At 68.7% G+C, this 19,092-nt stretch carries 16 protein-coding genes, 1 tRNA gene and 1 pseudogene; 7 read left to right on the forward strand and 11 right to left on the reverse strand.

Annotation, left to right across the window (positions count from 1 at the left end):
• Positions 1–7: 7 nt before the first annotated feature.
• The 9 genes and pseudogenes from ACZ6O0_RS38450 to ACZ6O0_RS38490 form a co-directional block, all read right to left on the reverse strand.
• Positions 8–628, reverse strand: coding sequence for a golvesin C-terminal-like domain-containing protein (locus ACZ6O0_RS38450; protein WP_465770001.1), 621 nt, complete (start codon positions 626–628; stop codon positions 8–10).
• A 190-nt stretch (positions 629–818) separates the two neighbouring features.
• A pseudogene (locus ACZ6O0_RS38455) lies at positions 819–1,568 on the reverse strand (sialidase family protein); the annotation flags it as partial.
• Positions 1,474–1,752 (reverse strand): sialidase family protein, encoded by a 279-nt coding sequence (locus ACZ6O0_RS38460; protein ID WP_465770002.1) that lies wholly within the window; start codon positions 1,750–1,752, stop codon positions 1,474–1,476. The gene ACZ6O0_RS38460 and the pseudogene ACZ6O0_RS38455, both read right to left, overlap by 95 nt.
• Positions 1,749–2,648, reverse strand: coding sequence for a dihydrodipicolinate synthase family protein (locus tag ACZ6O0_RS38465; protein WP_465770003.1), 900 nt, complete (start codon positions 2,646–2,648; stop codon positions 1,749–1,751). The genes ACZ6O0_RS38460 and ACZ6O0_RS38465 overlap by 4 nt, the downstream gene beginning before the upstream one ends.
• On the reverse strand, positions 2,645–4,423 hold the full coding sequence (locus ACZ6O0_RS38470; RefSeq protein WP_465770004.1) for an MGH1-like glycoside hydrolase domain-containing protein: 1,779 nt from the start codon (positions 4,421–4,423) through the stop codon (positions 2,645–2,647). The genes ACZ6O0_RS38465 and ACZ6O0_RS38470 overlap by 4 nt, the downstream gene beginning before the upstream one ends.
• Before the next feature lie 237 nt (positions 4,424–4,660).
• On the reverse strand, positions 4,661–4,981 hold the full coding sequence (locus ACZ6O0_RS38475; RefSeq protein WP_465770005.1) for a hypothetical protein: 321 nt from the start codon (positions 4,979–4,981) through the stop codon (positions 4,661–4,663).
• A 638-nt stretch (positions 4,982–5,619) separates the two neighbouring features.
• The gene (locus ACZ6O0_RS38480) at positions 5,620–6,603 is read right to left on the reverse strand and encodes a cation diffusion facilitator family transporter (protein WP_465770006.1); all 984 of its coding nucleotides are present in this window, start codon (positions 6,601–6,603) and stop codon (positions 5,620–5,622) included.
• A 48-nt stretch (positions 6,604–6,651) separates the two neighbouring features.
• Positions 6,652–7,272, reverse strand: a complete 621-nt coding sequence (locus tag ACZ6O0_RS38485; protein WP_465770007.1) for a response regulator — start codon at positions 7,270–7,272, stop codon at positions 6,652–6,654.
• The gene (locus tag ACZ6O0_RS38490; RefSeq protein WP_465770008.1) at positions 7,269–8,432 is read right to left on the reverse strand and encodes a sensor histidine kinase; all 1,164 of its coding nucleotides are present in this window, start codon (positions 8,430–8,432) and stop codon (positions 7,269–7,271) included. The genes ACZ6O0_RS38485 and ACZ6O0_RS38490 overlap by 4 nt, the downstream gene beginning before the upstream one ends.
• Positions 8,433–8,573: 141 nt before the next feature.
• Between ACZ6O0_RS38490 and ACZ6O0_RS38495 the strand changes: the two genes are divergently transcribed.
• Complete coding sequence (locus tag ACZ6O0_RS38495) at positions 8,574–9,527, forward strand: SMP-30/gluconolactonase/LRE family protein (RefSeq protein WP_465770009.1); 954 nt, start codon at positions 8,574–8,576, stop codon at positions 9,525–9,527.
• A gap of 86 nt (positions 9,528–9,613) precedes the next feature.
• Positions 9,614–10,717: an ankyrin repeat domain-containing protein gene (locus tag ACZ6O0_RS38500; protein WP_465770010.1), complete on the forward strand. Its 1,104-nt coding sequence runs from the start codon at positions 9,614–9,616 to the stop codon at positions 10,715–10,717.
• Positions 10,718–10,766: 49 nt separating this feature from the next.
• On the opposite strand, the gene ACZ6O0_RS38505 is transcribed toward ACZ6O0_RS38500, so the two are convergent.
• Positions 10,767–11,462 carry a DUF429 domain-containing protein gene (locus ACZ6O0_RS38505; RefSeq protein ID WP_465770011.1) on the reverse strand — a complete coding sequence of 232 codons (696 nt, stop codon included), beginning with the start codon at positions 11,460–11,462 and terminating at the stop codon, positions 10,767–10,769.
• A 35-nt stretch (positions 11,463–11,497) separates the two neighbouring features.
• On the opposite strand from ACZ6O0_RS38505, the gene ACZ6O0_RS38510 reads away from it, so the two are divergent.
• Positions 11,498–12,235, forward strand: a complete 738-nt coding sequence (locus ACZ6O0_RS38510) for a lipoate--protein ligase family protein (RefSeq protein ID WP_465770012.1) — start codon at positions 11,498–11,500, stop codon at positions 12,233–12,235.
• Here the strand turns inward: ACZ6O0_RS38510 and ACZ6O0_RS38515 are convergent.
• Positions 12,220–13,941, reverse strand: coding sequence for an aminotransferase class V-fold PLP-dependent enzyme (locus ACZ6O0_RS38515; RefSeq protein ID WP_465770013.1), 1,722 nt, complete (start codon positions 13,939–13,941; stop codon positions 12,220–12,222). The genes ACZ6O0_RS38510 and ACZ6O0_RS38515 overlap by 16 nt on opposite strands.
• 91 nt (positions 13,942–14,032) lie before the next feature.
• Between ACZ6O0_RS38515 and tenA the strand changes: the two genes are divergently transcribed.
• The 4 genes from tenA (at position 14,033) to ACZ6O0_RS38535 (ending at position 19,056) form a co-directional block, all read left to right on the forward strand.
• The gene (tenA, locus tag ACZ6O0_RS38520) at positions 14,033–14,695 is read left to right on the forward strand and encodes a thiaminase II (protein WP_465770014.1); all 663 of its coding nucleotides are present in this window, start codon (positions 14,033–14,035) and stop codon (positions 14,693–14,695) included.
• Positions 14,692–16,239 (forward strand): phytoene desaturase family protein, encoded by a 1,548-nt coding sequence (locus ACZ6O0_RS38525; protein WP_465770098.1) that lies wholly within the window; start codon positions 14,692–14,694, stop codon positions 16,237–16,239. Before tenA ends, ACZ6O0_RS38525 begins: the two co-directional genes overlap by 4 nt.
• 59 nt (positions 16,240–16,298) lie before the next feature.
• Positions 16,299–16,371, forward strand: a tRNA-Lys gene (locus ACZ6O0_RS38530).
• 168 nt (positions 16,372–16,539) lie between these two features.
• Positions 16,540–19,056: a DEAD/DEAH box helicase gene (locus tag ACZ6O0_RS38535; protein ID WP_465770015.1), complete on the forward strand. Its 2,517-nt coding sequence runs from the start codon at positions 16,540–16,542 to the stop codon at positions 19,054–19,056.
• Positions 19,057–19,092 lie beyond the last annotated feature (36 nt).

Consider the following 19,092-nt stretch of genomic DNA (forward strand, 5'->3'; position numbering starts at 1 on the left):
TCTTTGATTAGCGGCGGAGGAAGCGGACCGCGTCTGCTACTACATAGCCGGTGGGGGTGTCGGTCAGTTCGACGGTGGCGGTGAGGCCGGCGGGGAAGGGGTAGGTACCGAGGGTTGTCCACTCGCCGCCGCGGACGTCGGGGGTGCTGTGGAGCGCTTGGTCGACGGGGACTGTGGTGGTGCCGTTGGCGTGGGTCACGACGTACGGCGCGGTCTTGGAGCGGTTGGAGGCGGCGGTGTAGGAGACCTGCACCTCGTAGTTGCCGGCTGCGGGGAGGCATGGTTGCCAGCGGACTCGGGAGGTCCCGTCGCCTGGTGCGTGCGAGGCGTAGTTGCCGCTGTAGTACCCGGCCACACCGGTGCCGGACGGCCAACTGCCGGAGACAACCGTGTAACCGAGCGCACCGTTGTCTACAGGGATGTCCTCGGACACATCTGGTGCGGCCGGTGCCTGCGTCAGCGTCAATTGGTCCAGCGAGATGCTTTCGCCGCCACCACGGCCCGGACCGGCCAGTGCGAATCTCACCACGTGCTTCCCGGCCCTGAGGCGCACAGTGCCCAGCAGGAGTACGTCGTACCCGTTGGCGGTCTCCGAGGTCGTGTCGATCAGGTGGTTCCGTGGTTTCACACCGTCGACCGTCACCGAGACCAGCCCGCCGTCGGAGGACCTCCCGGGTGAGCCACTCGAGGTTGAACCGGCAGACGTTGACCCGCAGCGGGAAGCTCGGGATGTCCCCGTCGCAGCCGTAGATCAAAACGATCGTCCCGTCGGACAGCCGCGCCAGGTCGGAGTAGTACGACCGGTTCGGGTTGATCACTCGGCGGTAGCGGAAGGTCTGGGCGTCGTCGTAGCTGACCGACACGGTCATGTTGTAGCGGACCGGTGCGTCCGGCCGGCTGAACAGGATGCGGCCGCGTGTGTACCCGAGCATGCCCGCGTCGACGGCGTTGAACGTCCCCGTGCCACCGTCCATCGTCGGCGCGGACCAGGTGAGCCCACTGTCCTTGCTGACCGAGGTGATCCGTTGCCTGTTCCCACCGGCGGCGTACCGTCCGTTGATCAGCACAGTGCCGTCGTCGAGCTGCACCAGCCGGGCCTCGTTGATCGGATAGTCCACCGACACCGGTACGGCGCCAGTGGTCTGCCACGTCCGTCCGTGGTCGTCGCTGCAGACGGATGCGACGCCGTACATCCGTTCTGCCACGCTGTTGCCGACGATGACCCGTCGGTGCGCGACGTTCATCAGCAGCCGTCCGTTGTCGAGCTGGATGCCGTGGCCGGGTCCGGGCGAGTGCAGCGCCCAGTCGTAGCCGAAGTGGTCGAACAGGTCGAGGACCCGCGGCTCACCCCAGGTCACACCGCCATCCGTGCTGGAGACGACGTACAGTACGCCGGTGTCGCCGGAGCAGCTCGTGTTCTCGGGCAAACGGCCGGACAGGTTGTAGAACAGGAACACCTCGCCCGTGTGCCGATCAAACACCAGCGCCGGGTTGCCGCAGCAGCAGGTCACGTGGTCCCGCATCGCACACCTCGTGACGGCCCTCGGTGAACGCCAGGATGGTGTCATCAGGCAGCACGGTCAGCCCGTGCACGTGGTAGTTGGCCAGCGATCCCGATGACGCGTCCCACAAGGTCGTCTCGTCGTACGGCGGTTGCCCGGGGCCACGACCCGCGAAGGCCGGCGTGATGCCGGTGACTGCGGCTCCTGCCGCCACACCCAGTCCAACGGTGAACGCCCGCCGGCCGATCATGAGGCACTCCCAGAGATGAGGTGATCCTCCAGCGGCGCCACGACGTCAGCGAGCTGTCGCAGCTCGTCCGGCGTACAGGGCGCGAGCGGTGGTGCGCAGTGCGGCGGGCACAGACCACGTGCGTTCAGCAGCGCCTTGACGGTCGGTACTCCGGGACGCACGGCGTGGATCCTGGTCAGGGCGGTCGAAAGCTCCTGGAGCCGGTCGAGATCGGCGCCGGGGGCAACCATCTCTAGTGCGAGTCCGGGAGCCAGGTTGGCGATGCCGGGGGTGATGCCGTGAGCTCCAGCACGCAATGCGTCGGCGAGCTGCTTCTCGTCGCCCTGGCTAACCTCGAAGCCGGGCCGTGCGATCGAGAGCAGGTAGCGCAGCATGTCCGGGTCGCCCGAGGAGTCCTTGACACCCGTCAGGTGTGGCATCGCGACGAGTGCGCCGGCAGACGCCTTGGTCAGCAGTGTGGAGCGAGGCGTGTTGTAGGCGACCGCGGGCAGCCCGTGGCGACCCAGTGCGGCGAAGTGCGCGACCACCTCGTCGTCACGGTGCTTGAAGAAGGTCGGCGGACTCGCCACGATCGCATCTGCTCCGGCCGAAGCCGCGTCGTCGGCCCGCCGTTCCGCTTCCGCCGTGCCCGGTGCGGTGACGTTGACCAGGATCGTCCCGGCCGGCACCAGCTCACGCCACCGCTTCACCACGCCGGCCACGAACTCGCCGGACACCTCGGCCGGGATCAGCGGTCCTTCCCCGTTGCTGCCGAGCAACATCAACCGCCGTACACCAACCGAAGCCATCGCCGCCAGCAACGGCTCACCGGCCTCCGCCGACGGCACACCAGGCGCCGACATCGGAGTCACCAACGGCACGACCACACCACTCAACAGATCGCCACCACCGGTCATGGGCGCCACCTCTTGTCGTCGAACAGGGTCACTTCGCCGTGCTCCATCAGGACGATCAGACTCAGCAACGCACCCCAGGTCTGGAACGGCTCGCTGTTCGGCTTGTCGCAGGCGCCGCCGTGCACACTCGAGTAGTTCTCGTGGACGTGCCGGTGCTGGTTCCACTCCTTCAGCACCAGCCGCGAACTCCCCTCCGCCAGCCACGCCGCCGTCTCCTTCTCACCGGCGCGCAGCAACCCCAGGTAGACCAGGAAGTTCACCGGCGGCCAGGCCCGGCCCTCCCAGTAGCTGGTCTCCTTCAACTCGATCGGCTCGTGCCTCGGCGACGTCGGCAGGATCCACTCACCGCCGAACCCGTCGTCGCTGACCAGGTGCTCGGCCACCATCCGCGCCGTACGCTCGCCGTCCCCCACGCCGGCCAGCAACGGGTAGAAGCTCATTGTCGACAATCGTTCTGTCGGCAATCCGGTGTCGGTCCGCCGGCTGCGATAGATCCCGCTCGGCTCGTCCCACAACGTCTCCAGCGCGCGGACGACGGTCTGGTGCCGGTCGCGCAGTTCCGTCACCGCATCCGCGTGGCCGAGGATCTCGGCGATCTCGGCCAGCGCCTCGCAATCGGCGGCGTACAGGCTGTTCAGGCCGACGTCGTGCGCGGCGAGCAGACTCTTCGTTTGGTCGAACGGCACATCGTCGAACACCGGATGCCCGTCCCAGCCGCTCTCACAGGTCGCACCGAAGTGCTGATGGATCCGCGGGATGTCCTGCGGCGACGGGAACTCCGGATCGAAGTACGTCGACCCCGCGCAGAGCAGCTCGCCGTCCCGGCGGACGCGCCACCACCAGCGGTTCCAGGACAGTAGGGCGTCGAAGGTCTCCTCGAGGAACCAGTGCTCACCGAACCGGCGGTACAACTCGAGGATTGTCAACGATCCGATCGGCGGCTGCGATCCGTCGTACGTCTTCCGGCCGGTGCCCTGCTCGACGTTCGGTACGAAGCCGTCGGGGGTGATCGCGCGGAGCATCTCGACCGCGTTGAGGTACGCGACCTCCTTGCTCTTCGGGGCGGCGATCAGGGCGTTGAAGAACGCGTCCCAGCAGAACAGCGCGTATCCGCCGCGCTTGCCGACATTCCACAATCGGCTGACGCCGGTGATCACGCGTGACTTGGACGGTTCGTAGATGGTGTTCCAGGAGATCGCGTCCCGGACGATCTCGTGGTGCTGCGCGATGGGATCGGATCCGGCCACGCCGATGTCGGTCGATGCGGCGGCGACGATCTCCGCGATCTCGGTCAGAGTGCGCGCTTGTCCGGTGCTGAGCCCCACGGCACCGATGAGCTCGAGGGCGAGGTACGGCCCGTCGATGTCGACGTACGGATCGTCGATGTGTGGGGCGGTGGCGAAGATGTCGACCGTTGTCCCGCCGGGATGTGTGGCGCGGAGGTGGTCGCGCTCGCGGCTGACGATCCCCGGGCGGTTCCACAGGTAGCTGACGGCGATTGTCAACAATCCGCTCTTCTGCTGGTTGGCCGATGGCGTCACCAGCGCCACCAGGTCGTCACCGGCGTGGGCGGTCTGCACCCGGATCGTGATGCCGGCCCAGCTGACCGTGGTCTCCGTGTAGCTGCCGTCGTACGCGTGCCGCCCGAGCGTCACGCTCTCCGCGCCCTCGATCCGCCGGCCGATCTGCGCCGTCCGCAACGACGTACCGCGGTAGTACTCCTTCAGTCCGAAGGACAACCCCAGCCCTTCCGGCAACAACACCTGCGTCAGCACACTGCGCGTGTCCCACGTATTCCACCCGCGCCCCACCCGCTCCTGAATCTGTCCGTAAGCCGCTTCACTCTCGTCAGTCATCGTTCCCTCGAAGACTCGGGTCCGTTCCGGTGAACAAAGCCTCGCATCAGATTCCTCGGTAATACGAATTATCCGGGTGTCGCAGCACCACGTCGTCGGCACCACTCGCTCGAGCCACGGCCGGGGCCGGGGTCGCCGGGCTTGTTGCGCTGTTGTTTACCGGTTGGCGTGGCGGGGGTGGTTAGGCGGGTGGTGCTTGCGGAGGCGGGTGTAGGCGATCCAGCTGAGGCCGACGAAGATCGTGGTGGTGCCGCCGACGGACACCATGGCGGCGACGACGGACGGGGTCCCGGAGTCGAAGGCGAACTCCTCGGCGTCCACCAGGGCGATGACCTCGGACGGGTCGTCGGGCTTGTAGAGGATGCGGAGCGGGGCGGCGTACCGCGTTCCGGCCGCCAGTGGGTGGCGGCCGTCGGCGTTGCCCTCGGGGTCGCCCAGGATGTTCGACAGCATCGCCTGACGGCGTTCGGCCGCCACGGGTACGTCACGTCGACCTCGTCGATGTAGCTGCCGCCGCGCCCGAACCGGACCCGGACCTCGACCTGATCGGCCACAGCCTGGACCCCGGTATCGAGATAGTCCTGCCCGACGGCTCGCTGATGCCGGATGTCCAGCAACGCCACGAGACCGAGCAACGCGGCGACCAGCGCGAACGCACCGAGCACTGAGGACCAGCGTTGGAAGGAGAGCATGGGCGGCCTTTCGGGCGTGCGGAATCTGCTGCCGACCAGGCTTCCCGGCGCACCAGGCCAGTCCTGCCGGAGCAGGACGGGCTCACTCGTTGTATCCGCGAACCCGGCCTCTGTGTTACGTGGACTCGCCGGGTGCAGAGTGGTGGTGAGTCAGGGGGTCGGGATGGGTGAAGGGGGTTGGGATGGGTGAGACGGCGGGTTCGACTGCCCCGGATGCGCCTGGCCGGACGCCAACGACGGGCTCAGGCTGGACCTCTGTGAGAACGGCATCAAACACGTCGTCTGGGAGATGACCCCGAAACGGGCCGGCCGCCAGCTCTTCGCCGAGCACACCGTCACCGAGCTGGAGGGCTGGACCGATTTCGCGCTGGAGAACGCCGGCCGGCTGACCGAGCCGATGGCGTACGACGCCGACGCCGACCGCTACGTGCCGACGTACCAGGCAGGAAGTTCGGCGGGGTGCAGGCTGGTGGTGTCGCCGGGGCGGCTGAGGGTCAGCACCGCTTGGACGATCTCGGGGCGGGCGTTGAGGGCGTCTTCCAGGCCGTTGAGGCGGGCGGCGACCTCGGACTCCGGGGCGTTGCCGGCGAGGTCGACGGCGGCGACCAGGAAGATCTTGTCGGCGCCGACCCACTCCATGTGCAGGAAGCTGACCCGTTCGATGTCCCGGTGATCGAGCAGCGCCCGGAGCGCGCGGTTGCGGGCCAGCGGGGTGACCGCCTCACCGGTCAGGAAGTCCATGTTCCGGCTGATCAGGAACAGCGCGACGCAGCCGAGCAGCACACCGACCACGATCGACCCGATCGCGTCCCAGACCGCGTTGCCGGTCAGCTGATGCAGCAGGATCGCCAGCGCCGCGATCACGATCCCGATCAACGCCGACAGGTCCTCGACGAACACCGCCCGCAGGACCGGGTTCGACGTGAGCCGCACGTAACGCCACGGCCGCAGCATCCGTTCCAGCGCGCCGGCCTTCGTCTGCCGCAACGCCTGCGCGAACGAGATCCCCTCGAGGACGAACGAGATCCCGAGTACGGCGTACGCCCAGGAGTAGGACGCGGTCTCGGCCTCCCCGCGCTGCAGCGACTGGATCCCGTGCCAGACCGACACCGCCGCGCCGACCGTGAACAGGCCGAACGCGGCGAACATCGACCAGATGTAGCCGACCCGCCCGTACCCGAGCGGGTGGGTCTGGTCGGCCGGCTTCCGGGCCCGGCGCTCGCCGACGAGCAGGAAGATCTCGTTGCCGGTGTCGGCCCAGGAGTGCGCGGACTCCGCCGCCATCGAGGCCGAGCCGGTGATCACCGCGACCACCGTCTTCGCCACCGCGATCAACAGGTTGGCGGTGAGCGCGACGAGCACGGTGAAAAAGCTCTCGCCTCCCGCCGGTTCGTCCGAGGTGCTCACAAGCCGACCCTAAGCCCCGGCCCCCGCCGCTCCCGGCAACCCGAGCGTTCAGCCGGGTGGGCGGATGATCCGTTGCTCGATGGCCCGGGCGACCGCCGCGGCACGGGTGTCGACTTCGAGCTTGGTGTAGATGTGTGAGAGATGCGACTTGACCGTCGCCTCGCTGACGAACAGTCGGCGCGCCATCTCCCGGTTCGACTGACCGGTCGCGAGCAGGCCGAGGATCTCGACCTCGCGCTCGGTCAGCAGCGGACCGGATCGCCGTACCAGCCGGGCCGCGACGGCCGGCGCCAGGACGGTCTCACCGCGCGCGGTGCCCCGGATCGCCCGGAACAGATCCTCCGGCGGCGCGTCCTTCAGCAAGTACCCGGAGGCGCCGGCGTCGATCGCGCTCATGATGTCCGCCTCGGTGTCGTACGTCGTCAGCACCAAGACCTGAGGTGGTTCCGGCAACGCCCGCAGCCGCGCGGTCACCTCGGCGCCGCCCGGGCCCGCGCCGAGGTTGAGATCCATCAGCACGACATCAGGCCGGACCGCGGCGACGAGCTGCTCGGCGCTGTGGGCGGCGGACGCCTCGCCCACCACGGACAGGTCGTCCTGCCCCTCGACCAGGGCACGCATCCCGGCCCGCACCACCGGATGGTCGTCGACCAGGGCGACCCGGATCATGAGCGTTCCAACGGGATTGATGCGGCCAACGCCGTCCCCTCCCCTGGTTCACTTTCGAGCACCAGAGTCCCGCCGAGCTGCGCCAGGCGATCGCGAATACCGGCCAATCCCCGGCCACGGTCCGGGTCAGTGGGTTGCTGGAGCAGGCCGCGGCCGTCGTCGCGGACGTCGAGGACGACTGCGTCCGGCTGGTAGGTCAACGTGACCACAGCGGTGGTGGCATCGGCGTGTTCGAGCACATTGGCCAGTGCACCACGGGCAGTGCGCAGCAAAGCGGTCTCCACCTCGGTGCCGAGCGACACCGGCGTACCCTCCACCTGGACCCGGACCTCCACGCTGCTGTGCGCGGCAAGTCGCTCACAGGCTTGCCGGAGCGCGTCCGGCAGTGCACCGGAGACCGCCAGCTCCGCGGGTGCCAGGTCGCGGACCACCCGCCGTACCTCATCCAGCCCGTCCCGGGCGGTCGCCGCCGCCTGGGCCGCGTGCTCGCGTGCCGCGGCCGGGCGGTCGTCCCACTCCCGTTCGGCCGCTTGGAGCAGCAGATTGATGCTGGAGAGTCCCTGGGCCACGCTGTCGTGGATCTCGCGCGACAACCGCGCCCGCTCGGCCAGTGCGCCGGCCTGGTGCTGCGCGTCGGCCAGATCACCCTGAGCCGCGTGCAGGTCGTCCAGCAGCGCCTGCCGCGCCAGGGCGTCCCGCTCCAACGCCCGATAGGCCCCAACCGCGAGTACGGCGATGCACACCGGCCCCAGCACGATCGTGGGGTCCAGTCGGTCAGCCATCCGGGTCCACTGCACCACTGTGACGACCACCATGCCCGCAACGACCACACAGGCCGGCCAGAACGCCAGCACCCGCAGGGCCACGAACGACAGCGGTACGGCGCACCATGCGAACGAAGGCGCCACCAGAACCAGTCCGAACCACACCACCACCAGCAACGCGAGCCACACGCGACTGGGCAGGGCTTTGTGCGCGGCGTACGTCGCCAGCAGCACCGCAGCGCCTGCCAGCACCCAGGGCGCCCGGCCATCGAACCCGTGCCCGGTCAGGTACCGGACCGCGGAGGCGAGCACCAGCACGACGAACGCCGCGTGCAGCGCCGTCACGAGCCCGTTGGCATGGCCGAGGACGGCGGCCGGTGTGCGTGAAGTGGTCATGTCCTGCCGATGGTAGGCCCCGCGGACCGCCTTCCGAATCATCCGTTCGGCTATCGCAAGGTGGCCGAACACCCGTCGTGCGAGCGGCCGCGGCGGACCAGTCTGGAGGCAGTCCACCCGTTCGAGTGATGAGAGGTCCTCATGTCCGTCCGCTCCCTGTCCGCGACTCTGGCGCTGTCCGCCGCCCTGGTGGGCGTCGGCGTACCCACGGCGTCCGCCCGGCCCAGTTCTTACGAGCTTCCCGGTGACACCGGTGGGTCGAAGTTCGAGGGCATCGGGTACGACGCTCGCACGCAGCGGTACTACGTCTCGGAGACCACCGGCGGCGAGATCCATCGCGGGCAGCTGCGCTCCTCGGCCGCGACCGAGTGGCTGCCGGGCGACGGGACCGACGGGCGCTGGACCGCGCGCGGCGTCACCGTCGACGCGCGGGGCCGGGTGTACGTCGCAGGTGGTCCGAACGGCATCGATCACTCCGGTGCGCCGGACCTGTGGGTCTACGACCGTGACGGGCGGCTGCTCGCGGCGCTGCGGACCGGCGTACCGAACGCGTTCCTGAACGACCTGGTGATCGGGCCGGACGGAGCGGCGTACGTGACCAACTCGAACGCGCCGCAGGTGTTCCGGGTCGCCGAGCAGCACGGCCGGTGGACCATCCGGACATGGGCGGACGCCACTGCGACGATCCCGACGCAGAGTGGCTTCAACCTTGGCGGCATCGTGCTGTCCCCGGACCGGCGTTCGCTGGTCGTGGCCCAGGGCAACGTCGGCAAGCTCTGGCGGTTCTCGCTGCGCACCGGCGCGGTTTCGGCGATCGACACCGGTACGGCGGACCTGGTCAACGCTGACGGTCTCGTTCAGGAGGGGCGGCTGCTCTGGGTGGTGCGGAACTTCTCGCGGGTGCTGACCACGCTGGAGCTGTCGGGCGACGCTCGTACGGCGCGACTCGTGTCGGCGACGCCCACGGACCCGGACCGGGTGCTCACCACGGCGAAGCTCGCGCAGGGCAGACTGCTGCTGGTCGACAGCAAGTTCGACGAGCCGACCGCGCTGCCGCCGTACCAGGTCATCACGCTGACCCCGCCGCGCGGATGAACAGGCTGCTGACCGCGGCTGCCGTCGTACTGCTGACGGCAGCCTGCACGACCGCTGAGAGCACACCACCGCAGAGGACTACCACCGTGTCGACAGTCAGCACGCTCGATCAGCAACTGATCGCCGCTGCCTGGAAGAACGACGTCGCCGAGGCCCGCCGGCTGATCACCGCCGGCGCGGACGTCAACGCAACCGACGACACCGTGCAGAGCGCGTTCCTGATCGCCGCCAGCGAGGGCTACCTCGACCTGCTCGACCTCACGTTGCAGCACGGCGCCGACATCCGAAGCCTCGACAGCTACCACGGTACGGCGCTGATCCGGGCTGCTGAGCGTGGTCACGCGGCCGTGGTCGGCCGACTCCTCCAGGCCGGTGTGGCTGTCGACCACGTCAACAACCTGGGCTGGACTGCTCTGCACGAGGCGGTTCTGCTCGGCAAGGGCACACCGCAGTACGTCGACACCGTCCGGCTGCTGATCGCCGCCGGAGCCGACCGCGACAAGCCCGCGGAGCGCGACGGCACCACGCCGGTGCAGGGTGCTCAGAAGCTCGGCCAGACTGCGGTGAGCGCCGTACTCGCCACCAAACGCCCGAGCTCCCCTGCCGCCGCACTGCTCGCGGCCGCCAGCTCCGGCGACGCGAACCAGGCTGCCGCCGCGCTGGCCGCCGGTGCGCCGATCGAGTCGCGCGACGGCAACCGCCGTACCGCGTTGCTGCTCGCGTCGTTGAACGACCGCGTTGACGTCGCCCGCCTGCTGGTGGGGCTCGGGGCGGATCCGGATGCTCAGGACGACCGGCAGGACTCGGCCTGGCTCGTCACCGGCGTCACCGGTAGCGTCGCGATGCTGGAGACCCTCCTGCCGGCCAAGCCGGACCTGGCCCTGCGCAACCGATTCGGCGGAATCTCGGTGATCCCGGCCAGCGAACGCGGCCACGTCGACTACGTCCGCCGCGTCGTCCGGACCGGTATCGATGTCAACCACGTCAACAACCTCGGCTGGACCGCCCTCCTCGAAGCCGTCATCCTCGGCCGCGGGACCGAGCCGTGGCAGCAGATCGTCCAGATCCTCCTCGCGGCCGGCGCCAACCCCTCCCTCGCCGACCACGACGGCGTCACTCCCCTCCAACACGCCGAGCACCGCGGCTACGCCGAGATCGCCAAGATCCTCCGATCCGCCGGCGCGCGTTAGGCGCAGACGGCAGCCGGCGCCCGTTAGACCCAGACGGCGGCGGCGCGCGTTAGGCCCAGATCGCGGCGGGTGGGCCGTCGCCGAGGGCTTCGGGAGGGTCGGGGTAGGCGACGGCCCGGCCCTCGGCGTACCGTCTGGCGGTCCACGCGACCGCGGCCGCGTCGAGCACATCGTCAACGCCCGCGAACTCGCCCGCCGGCCCGATGTCGCCAGCGATGCCCAGCCCAACGCCCGCGAGCAGCCGCCGGCGCTCCTCCCCACCGGCCCACGTCGACTTCGGATGGCTCAACGCCCGCCCGGCCATCGTCGCGAAACAGACCTCCGGGTGCACCTCGATGACCGCGCACCCAGCACTCGGCAGCCAAGCGTCGACCTCGAGGATCTTCCTGCGCAACGCGAACGCCTGCTGACTGAGTCCCTTCCCCGTCGCCCGCACGTTCACCGCCGACGCCTCCGCATGCGTGGCCGCCAGCAGCGCCGCCCTGACCGGCGTCGCGAACACCGACGACGCCCGCCGCCCCACCACGCGTCGCGCCAGCACATCCGCCTGCCGCACCCCCGACAACGGCAGCCCGATCGGAATGTCCACCCCAACCACCACCGGCGCCCCGTCCACCCCGACCGCAGCCACCAACTCCCCGATGGTCGCCCCGAAGTACGCCTTCAGGTCATCGGAGATCCCCACCCACCCCTTCGGACAAGCGTCAACCCCCACCACCCGCCCACCCACCGACCCGTCCCGCATCCGTTCCTCCGCACCTCTGGTGACACGATTGTCGGGTGCGGTTGTTCTCGGGTGGTGTGGACGGTGGGGACGAGGCCGTCGAGTTGGCGGTTGGGCATGCTTTGGCGCGGCGGGTGTCGGGCGGTGAGGTCGAGGAGGCGCTGCGGGTCTATCGCCCGACCACGCCGGTGGTGGTGTTCGGTCGGCGGGATACGCGGCTTCCGGGGTTTGACGCCGCGGTGCGTGCGGCCAGGGCAGCCGGGTTCGAGGCGCTGGTGCGGGCAGTGGGTGGGCGCCCGGTCGCGTACACGACCGAGGCGTTGGTGGTGGACCACGTCAGGCACGAGCGGCTGGCACCGGACGGCATGGAGACCCGGTTCAAGCAGTACGGGACGCTGTACGCCGATGTGCTGCACGGACTCGGCATCGACGCGCGGGTGGGAGCAGTCCCCGGCGAGTACTGTCCGGGTGCCTACAGCGTCAACGCGCGCGGCGTGGTGAAGCTGGTCGGAACAGGGCAACGCGTCGTACCCAACGGATGGCTGTTCAGCGCACTGATCGTCGTGGGCGACGACGCACGCCTCCGTCCTCTCCTGGCCGACATCTACCGGCACCTCGAGTTGCCGTTCGACCCGGTGTCCGTCGGCTCGCTCTCGACCGAGGCGCCGGGGCTGACCGTGGAAACCGTCGAGCAGCAGGTCATCAACGCGTACGGCGCGACAGACCCCCAGCCACTGGACTCAGCAACCCTCGCAGTGGCGCAGTCGCTCGCCGGAGATCACAGAGTCGTTTGAGGCGACAGACATCGAGAGGGCAGGTCGAACCAGCGGAGGTGGTCGAAGTCCGCGTTCACTCGCCCTTCCGCGTCCGGTCCGGTCTCCTGGCACGTCGACAGCAGCTCCCGCGCCTCAGCCAAGTAGTCCTGCAGGGCTGACTCCGGCGCGGTGTGGTCGTGGCGCGGATACCGCAGCGTGCCGTCGGCGTCGTACCCGACCTGCGACAGGCGCATCGGCGGCTCGACCGGACCACGGTGGTGGCGCCACAGTCCGGTCGCCGGGTCGAAGCGATAGTCGCCGAGCAGCCGCCACCCGTCCCGGGCGACCAGCTTCACCGCCTCGACGACGTACTCGAAGACGGCCTCCGAGATGAAGTAGTTGAAGTTCACCCGGACCCACCCGGGCTTGATCCCCTCGCAGCCGTGCAGGATCTCCTCGGCGAACTCGTGCGACCGCTCCAGGTCGATCCCGAGCAGCGTGTGCCCGTACGGACCCGCGCACGAGCACCCGCCGCGCGACTGGATCCCGAACAGGTCGTTCAGCACCGCGACGACGAAGTTGTGATGCAGATACCGCCCGGACGGCGCCTTCACCACGAACGACACGATCGACAGCCGCTCGGAGTCCAGGTTGCCGAGGATCTGCAGGTGCGGCTCGTCCTTCCACGCCTCGACCGCGCGCCGCAGGTACGCGTCCTCGTGCGCGCGGATCACGTCGATCCCGACCGCCTGCTTGAGCTGGAACGCCAGTCCGGCCCGGATCGACCCGATGATCGCCGGCGTACCGCCCTCCTCCCGGTGCACCGGGTCGTCGAGGTAGCGGTGCTCCAGCGGGTTCACGTACGCGACCGTCCCACCACCCGGTACGTCGGGCACCCGGTTGCGGAGCAGTTCACGCCTGGCCACCAGGACGCCCGGAGTCCCCGGTCCGCCGATCAGCTTGTGTGGACTGAGGAAGATCGCGTCCTTGTACGACAGGGGGTCCGTCTCGCGGCCGCCGTACATCTCGATCTCGACGTACGGCGCTGCGGCGGCGCAGTCCCAGAACGACAGCGCGCCGTGCCGGTGCAGGAGCGCTGACACCCGCTGCGTGTTGCTGACGATCCCCGTGACGTTGCTGGCGGCCGAGAACGAGCCGATCTTCAGTGGGCGATCGGCGTACTCGATCAGGCGTTGCTCGAGCTGCGGGATGTCGATGTGGCCGTCATGGTCCTGGCTGATCACGACGACGTCGGCGATGGACTCGCGCCACGGGAGCTCGTTGGAGTGGTGCTCGTACGGCCCGATGAACACGACCGGGCGCTGGTCCGGAGGGATCTGGTCGGTGAGGTGGTAGGTGTCATCCAGCTCGGCGGGAATGCGCAGACCGAGGATGCCGATCAGTTTGTCGATCGCACCGGTCGCACCGGACCCGCAGAAGATCACCGCGGTCTCGTCGTCGCCGCCGACGCTCTGGTGGATGATCCGGCGGGCGTCCTCGCGCAGGCGGGTGGTCTGCAGACCGGTGCCGCTGGACTCGGTGTGGGTGTTCGCGTACCGCGGCAGGACTTCCTCGCGGATGAAGTCCTCCAGGAAGGTGAGCGCGCGTCCGGACGCGGTGTAGTCCGCGTACGTGACCCGGCGCGGCCCGTACGGCCCGGGCATCACCTGGTCGTCACCGATCACCGACGCGCGGATCCGCCGCAGCAGCGGCGTATCCGGCGGCATCTCCCCCTGGATACTCATGCCCCAGAGTAGAGCGGACGAGTGACGTTCGTCTCGTGCCGTCGCGGCGTGCTGTGGATAAGGTCGTCCCAGTCGACGGCGAGGAGTGGGGATGACGTTTTCCGGCGAGCTGTGGGACCGCGGTGGAGCCTCCGTGTACGACGAGATCGTCCGGCACCCGTTCATCACCGGGCTGACCGACGGGACCCTCGACCACGATGCGTTCCGTTACTTCATCGTCCAGGACAGTCACTACCTGCGGGCGTACTCACGGGCGCTCACCCTGGTCGCCGCCCGCGCGGTCGACGAGGACGCGGTTCGCATGTTCGCCCTGCACGCCGCCAACGCCATCGAGGTCGAGCGGTCGCTGCACACGTCGCTGCTGGGCTCTTTGGGCCTGACGCCGGCCGATGTGGACGCAGCCGGGTCCGGGCCGACGACAACGGCGTACATGTCCTACCTGACCGCGGTCTGCGCCACGGGCACGTACGCCGAGGCTGTCGCCGCCGTACTGCCCTGCTACTGGATCTACCGCGACGTGGGCCGCGAACTGCTGAAGCGGTCGTCGCCGGACCCGCTCTACCGCGAGTGGATCGAGACCTACGGCTCGGACGAGTTCGACGCGGTGGTGGAGTCGGTGCTCGCGGTCACGGACGGACTGGACGTGAGCGCGTCGGAGCGGGAACGTTGTCATCAGCACTTCGCTACGACGTGCCGCTACGAATGGATGTTCTGGGACGCCGCGTACCGCAAGCTCGATTGGCCGGTGGGATGAAGGACTTCTACGACGTCGTGATCGTCGGCGGCGGGCACAACGGCCTCGTCGCCGCCACCTATCTGGCCCAGTCCGGGCTGTCCACGCTCGTGCTGGAGCAACAGGCCCGCACCGGCGGCGCAGCGGTCAGCGAGCAGGTGTTCCGGGGTGTGGACGCGCGCCTGTCCCGCTACTCGTATCTGGTCAGCCTGCTGCCCGACAAGATCGTCGCGGACCTCGGGCTGTCGCTGGAGCTCCGCTCGCGCGCAGTCGCGTCGTACACGCCGGTACGCCGCTCTGGACGCGACGTCGGCCTGATGGTCGAGCGGCCGGAGGGCGCGGCCACCCGTGCGTCGTTCGAGGCACTCACTGGAGGCAGTGCCGACTATGCGGCGTGGACCTCCTTCTACGGCGACGTCGGCGCGCTTGCCGCCGCCATCGCGCCCACCCTGCTCGAACCTCTGCAGTCGGCCGCCGCACTGCGCTCGTCGGTCGACCCGGCGCTGTGGGACGAGCTCATCGAACGACCTCTCGGCGAAACCATCGAACGGCGCTTCACCGACGACACCGTGCGCGGCGTGGTCGCAACCGACTCCGTCATCGGGACCTTCGCGTCCCTCCACGACGAGTCACTGATCCAGAACCGCTGCTTCCTGTACCACCTGATCGGCAACGGCACTGGTGAGTGGCGGGTTCCTGTCGGCGGCATGGGCGCGGTCACGGACTCCCTGGCCGCGGCAGCCCGCCGGGCCGGCGCCGCACTGGTCACCAACGCGTCAGTGACGTCTGTAGAAGCGGATGGGGTGCGTGGGTCGGTCACCTGGATGGGCGGGGACGGTGAGCGGTCCGTTGACTGCTCCTACATCCTCTCCAACGTCGCTCCGGCCACACTGGATGCTCTGCGTGGCCGTCCGGCCGAGACGCGGCCCGAGGGGTCGCAACTGAAGATCAACCTGCTGCTGCGCCGGCTGCCCGCGCTGAAGTCCGGTGACGATCCGGCGCGCGCGTTCGCCGGCACCTTCCACATCGACGAGGACTACAGCCAGCTCGAATCGGCGTACTCCGAGGCGGCCGCCGGCGTGCTGCCCGTCGTACCGCCCTCCGAGGTCTACTGCCACTCCCTCACCGACCCGTCGATCCTGTCGCCGGCATTGGTTGCCTCCGGCCACCACACGCTGACCGTCTTCGGCGTCCACTTCCCCGCCCGCCTGTTTGCCTCCGACAACGACGCCGTCCGCGCCGAGGCGACCCGCCGGGTGCTGGCCGGCCTGGAGTCCTACCTGGCCGAACCGCTCGAGGACTGCATCGCCCGCGACGCCGACGGGAACCTCTGCGTCGAGGCCAAGACGCCGTACGACATCGAGCAATCCGTCGGCATGCCCGGCGGCCACATCTTCCACGGCGACCTCCAGTGGCCCTGGGCCGGCGACGACGCCGACGTCGGCCGCTGGGGCACCGAGACCGACGTCGCCAACCTGCTGATCTGCGGCTCCGGCGCCCGCCGCGGCGGCGCCGTCTCCGGCCTCGGCGGCCACAACGCCGCCATGACCATCCTGACCGCCTAACCGATTTCGCATCTCCCCGATCCCCCTGCTACGATCCTCATCGTTCGAAAGCACGACAAGCGCCGCTAGCTCAATTGGCAGAGCAGCTGACTCTTAATCAGCGGGTTCGGGGTTCGAGTCCCTGGCGGCGCACAAAAGCCCAGGTCACAGCAGTGGCTTGGGCTTTCGTCTGTCCTGAGGCCATGGTTTATCCCATGCTTTTGCTCCCGACCAGCTGCGAAGCTGGGGCCGGTGGGGCTGGCGGACGGGGCCAGAAGCGACACCGGGGGCGGCGCCGCTTGTTACGAAGGAGGCGTCGATATGCCACTGGACCTCAGCCGCGTCGGGACGGGCGCCGGCGACCCTCTGTTGCGGCCCCGTGACATCTACGCAGCCCTCCCCAAGCGGCCGTGGCCGTACCTCCGTCACGAACAGGGTGAAGTCCTGGACAAGTGGTTCGAACGGCGGACCGATCGTGATCTTGTGATCAAGCAGAACACCGGCGGAGGTAAGACCGTCGCCGGTCTGCTCATGGCACAGAGCACCCTGAACGAAGGCATCGGCAAGGCCGTCTACTTGGCACCGGACACCTATCTCGCCGCGCAGGTACGGAAGGAGGCCGATCGGCTGGGGCTGGCAACTACGGACAACCCGAGAGATCCGGCGTTCCTAGCCCAAGAGTCGATCCTGGTCGCGACCTTCCAGAAGCTGGTGAACGGGATCTCTGTCTTCGGTGTCGCCGGCGATGGCAAGGAGCCCGTGGACCTCGGCATCGTGATCATCGACGACGCCCACGCAGCGTTGGCCACGACCGAAGGGCAGTTCAGGCTGACGATCCCCTCGACGCACGCCGCGTACGCGAAGCTCAGCCAGCTGTTCGCCGGCGACATCAGGCATCAGTCGATGAAGGTGTGGTCGGACATTCAGTCCGGCGACTACACGGCGACGGCGCGCATTCCGTTCTGGGCCTGGGCGGATCGAAGCGCCGAGGTGATGGCAATCCTGCATCCCCACCGTTCGGAACGCGAGTTCATGTTCGAGTGGCCACTGGTGGCGGACGTCCTGCAGCTCTGTACCGCCACCATTAGCAGCCGGGCCATCGAGGTGCGCCCCCCGTGCCCGCCAATCTCGATGATCCCGTCGTTCGTCCGGGCCAAGCGCCGGGTATACCTGACTGCCACGCTGGCTGACGACAGTGTGTTGGTGACCGACCTGGATGCAGATCCCAACCTCGTCAGCCGGCCAGTGACGCCCGGCAGCGCCGCTGACCTTGGCAACCGCATGATTCTGGCCCCGGTGTCGCTCAACCCCAACCTGAGCGATGAGGCCATCCGGGTTTTGGCCAAGCAGTTCTCCTTAGGCGACCGTGACGGCGACAACGTCCGCGACTCGCGTCCGGTGAACGTCGTGGTGCTCGTTCCGAGTACCAGAGCAGCCGGACGGTGGCACGGATATGCGGACCAGACCTACACCGTGGGGGACCTTGAGGTCGGCGTAGCGGCTCTACGCGCTGGCCATGTCGGGCTCGTCGTCATGGTCAACAAGTACGACGGGGTTGACCTGCCTGGCACAGCCTGTGAGCTGCTCGTCCTCGACGGCGTACCGCAGCCACTAGACGGGTGGGAGCGTCGTGAAGCGGCAGCGCTTGAGGACAGCCAAGGCCGAAAGGCTCGCGAGGTCCAGCGGATCGAACAGGGCATGGGCCGCGGTGTCCGACATTCCGAAGACCACTGTGCCGTTCTCCTGCTCGGCGCGCAGCTCGCACAGGCTACCTACGACAAGCAATACCTGGATCTGTTCTCCCCAGCCACGAGGGCCCAGCTCGCACTCAGCCGGGAGGTCGCATCGCAGATTCGCGGCGAAGGTCTCGACGGGATCCGCGCTGCGCTCCATGAGTGCCTCGAGCAGTCGGACGACTGGGTCACCGCCAGTCGGCGCGCCTTGGCCGATGTCCGCTACGCCGAGGTCGGCATCGTGCGGCCCGAGGCCGTCGCCGGCCGACAGGCGTTCGAACTCGCTGCCTCTAACCAGACCCGCGCCGCCGCTGAGGTTCTTCAGGCGGCCGTCAACCGGATCAACGAGTCCTCCCTCAGGGGCTGGCTGCTAGAGCAGGCGGCCACCTACATCCACTTCACCGACCCAGGCGCGGCGCAGGGGGCCCTCGCCGACGCGGTCAAGCAGAACAAGTTTGTCCTTCGACCCGTGGCTGGCATCAAGCCGGCCCGAGTCCGCCCTCTGGCCACACAGGGCAAGGCCGCGGCGGAGTACCTCTCCACGGAGTACGCCGACGGCATGGCACTGGTCCTGGGAGTGAAAGCACTACTCGGCGACATCGACTGGGACAACGACCGGGTAAAGCAGGCGGAGGCTGCGTGGCGGCGCCTGGGGTCGCACCTGGGATTCGCAAGTACGCGACCGGAGGCCGAAGAGGGTGCAGGACCGGACAATCTGTGGGCGATGTCGGGTGACATCTTGGTGCCGACAGAGCTCAAGACTGGTGCAGTGGCCGCAACGATTTCCAAGGGGTACGTTGATCAGCTCGGCGGGAGTGCGCGCTGGGCCGCCGACGAGTTCCCGGGAGCCCAGATTATTCCGGTGATGGTTCACCCAAGCTCGACGGTCGAGAAGGACGGAACGCCGCCGCCGGGGATGCGGATCGTGACCAAGACAGGGCTGGAGTCGCTGAAAGACGCCGTCACCAAGTACGCCATCGCACTTGCGGACGGCCAAGGACGTTGGGGCGATGACCAAGCCGTCGCCGCCCAATTGAACGCCTTCAAACTGACCGCTGGGCAAATCTTTCAGACCTACGGCGTATCACCACTGTCAGCGAGGTGACCTCGCTGCGCGACGCAATCGTGCACCGCGAGGTCA

Source organism: Kribbella sp. NPDC048837 (genome assembly GCF_055586945.1).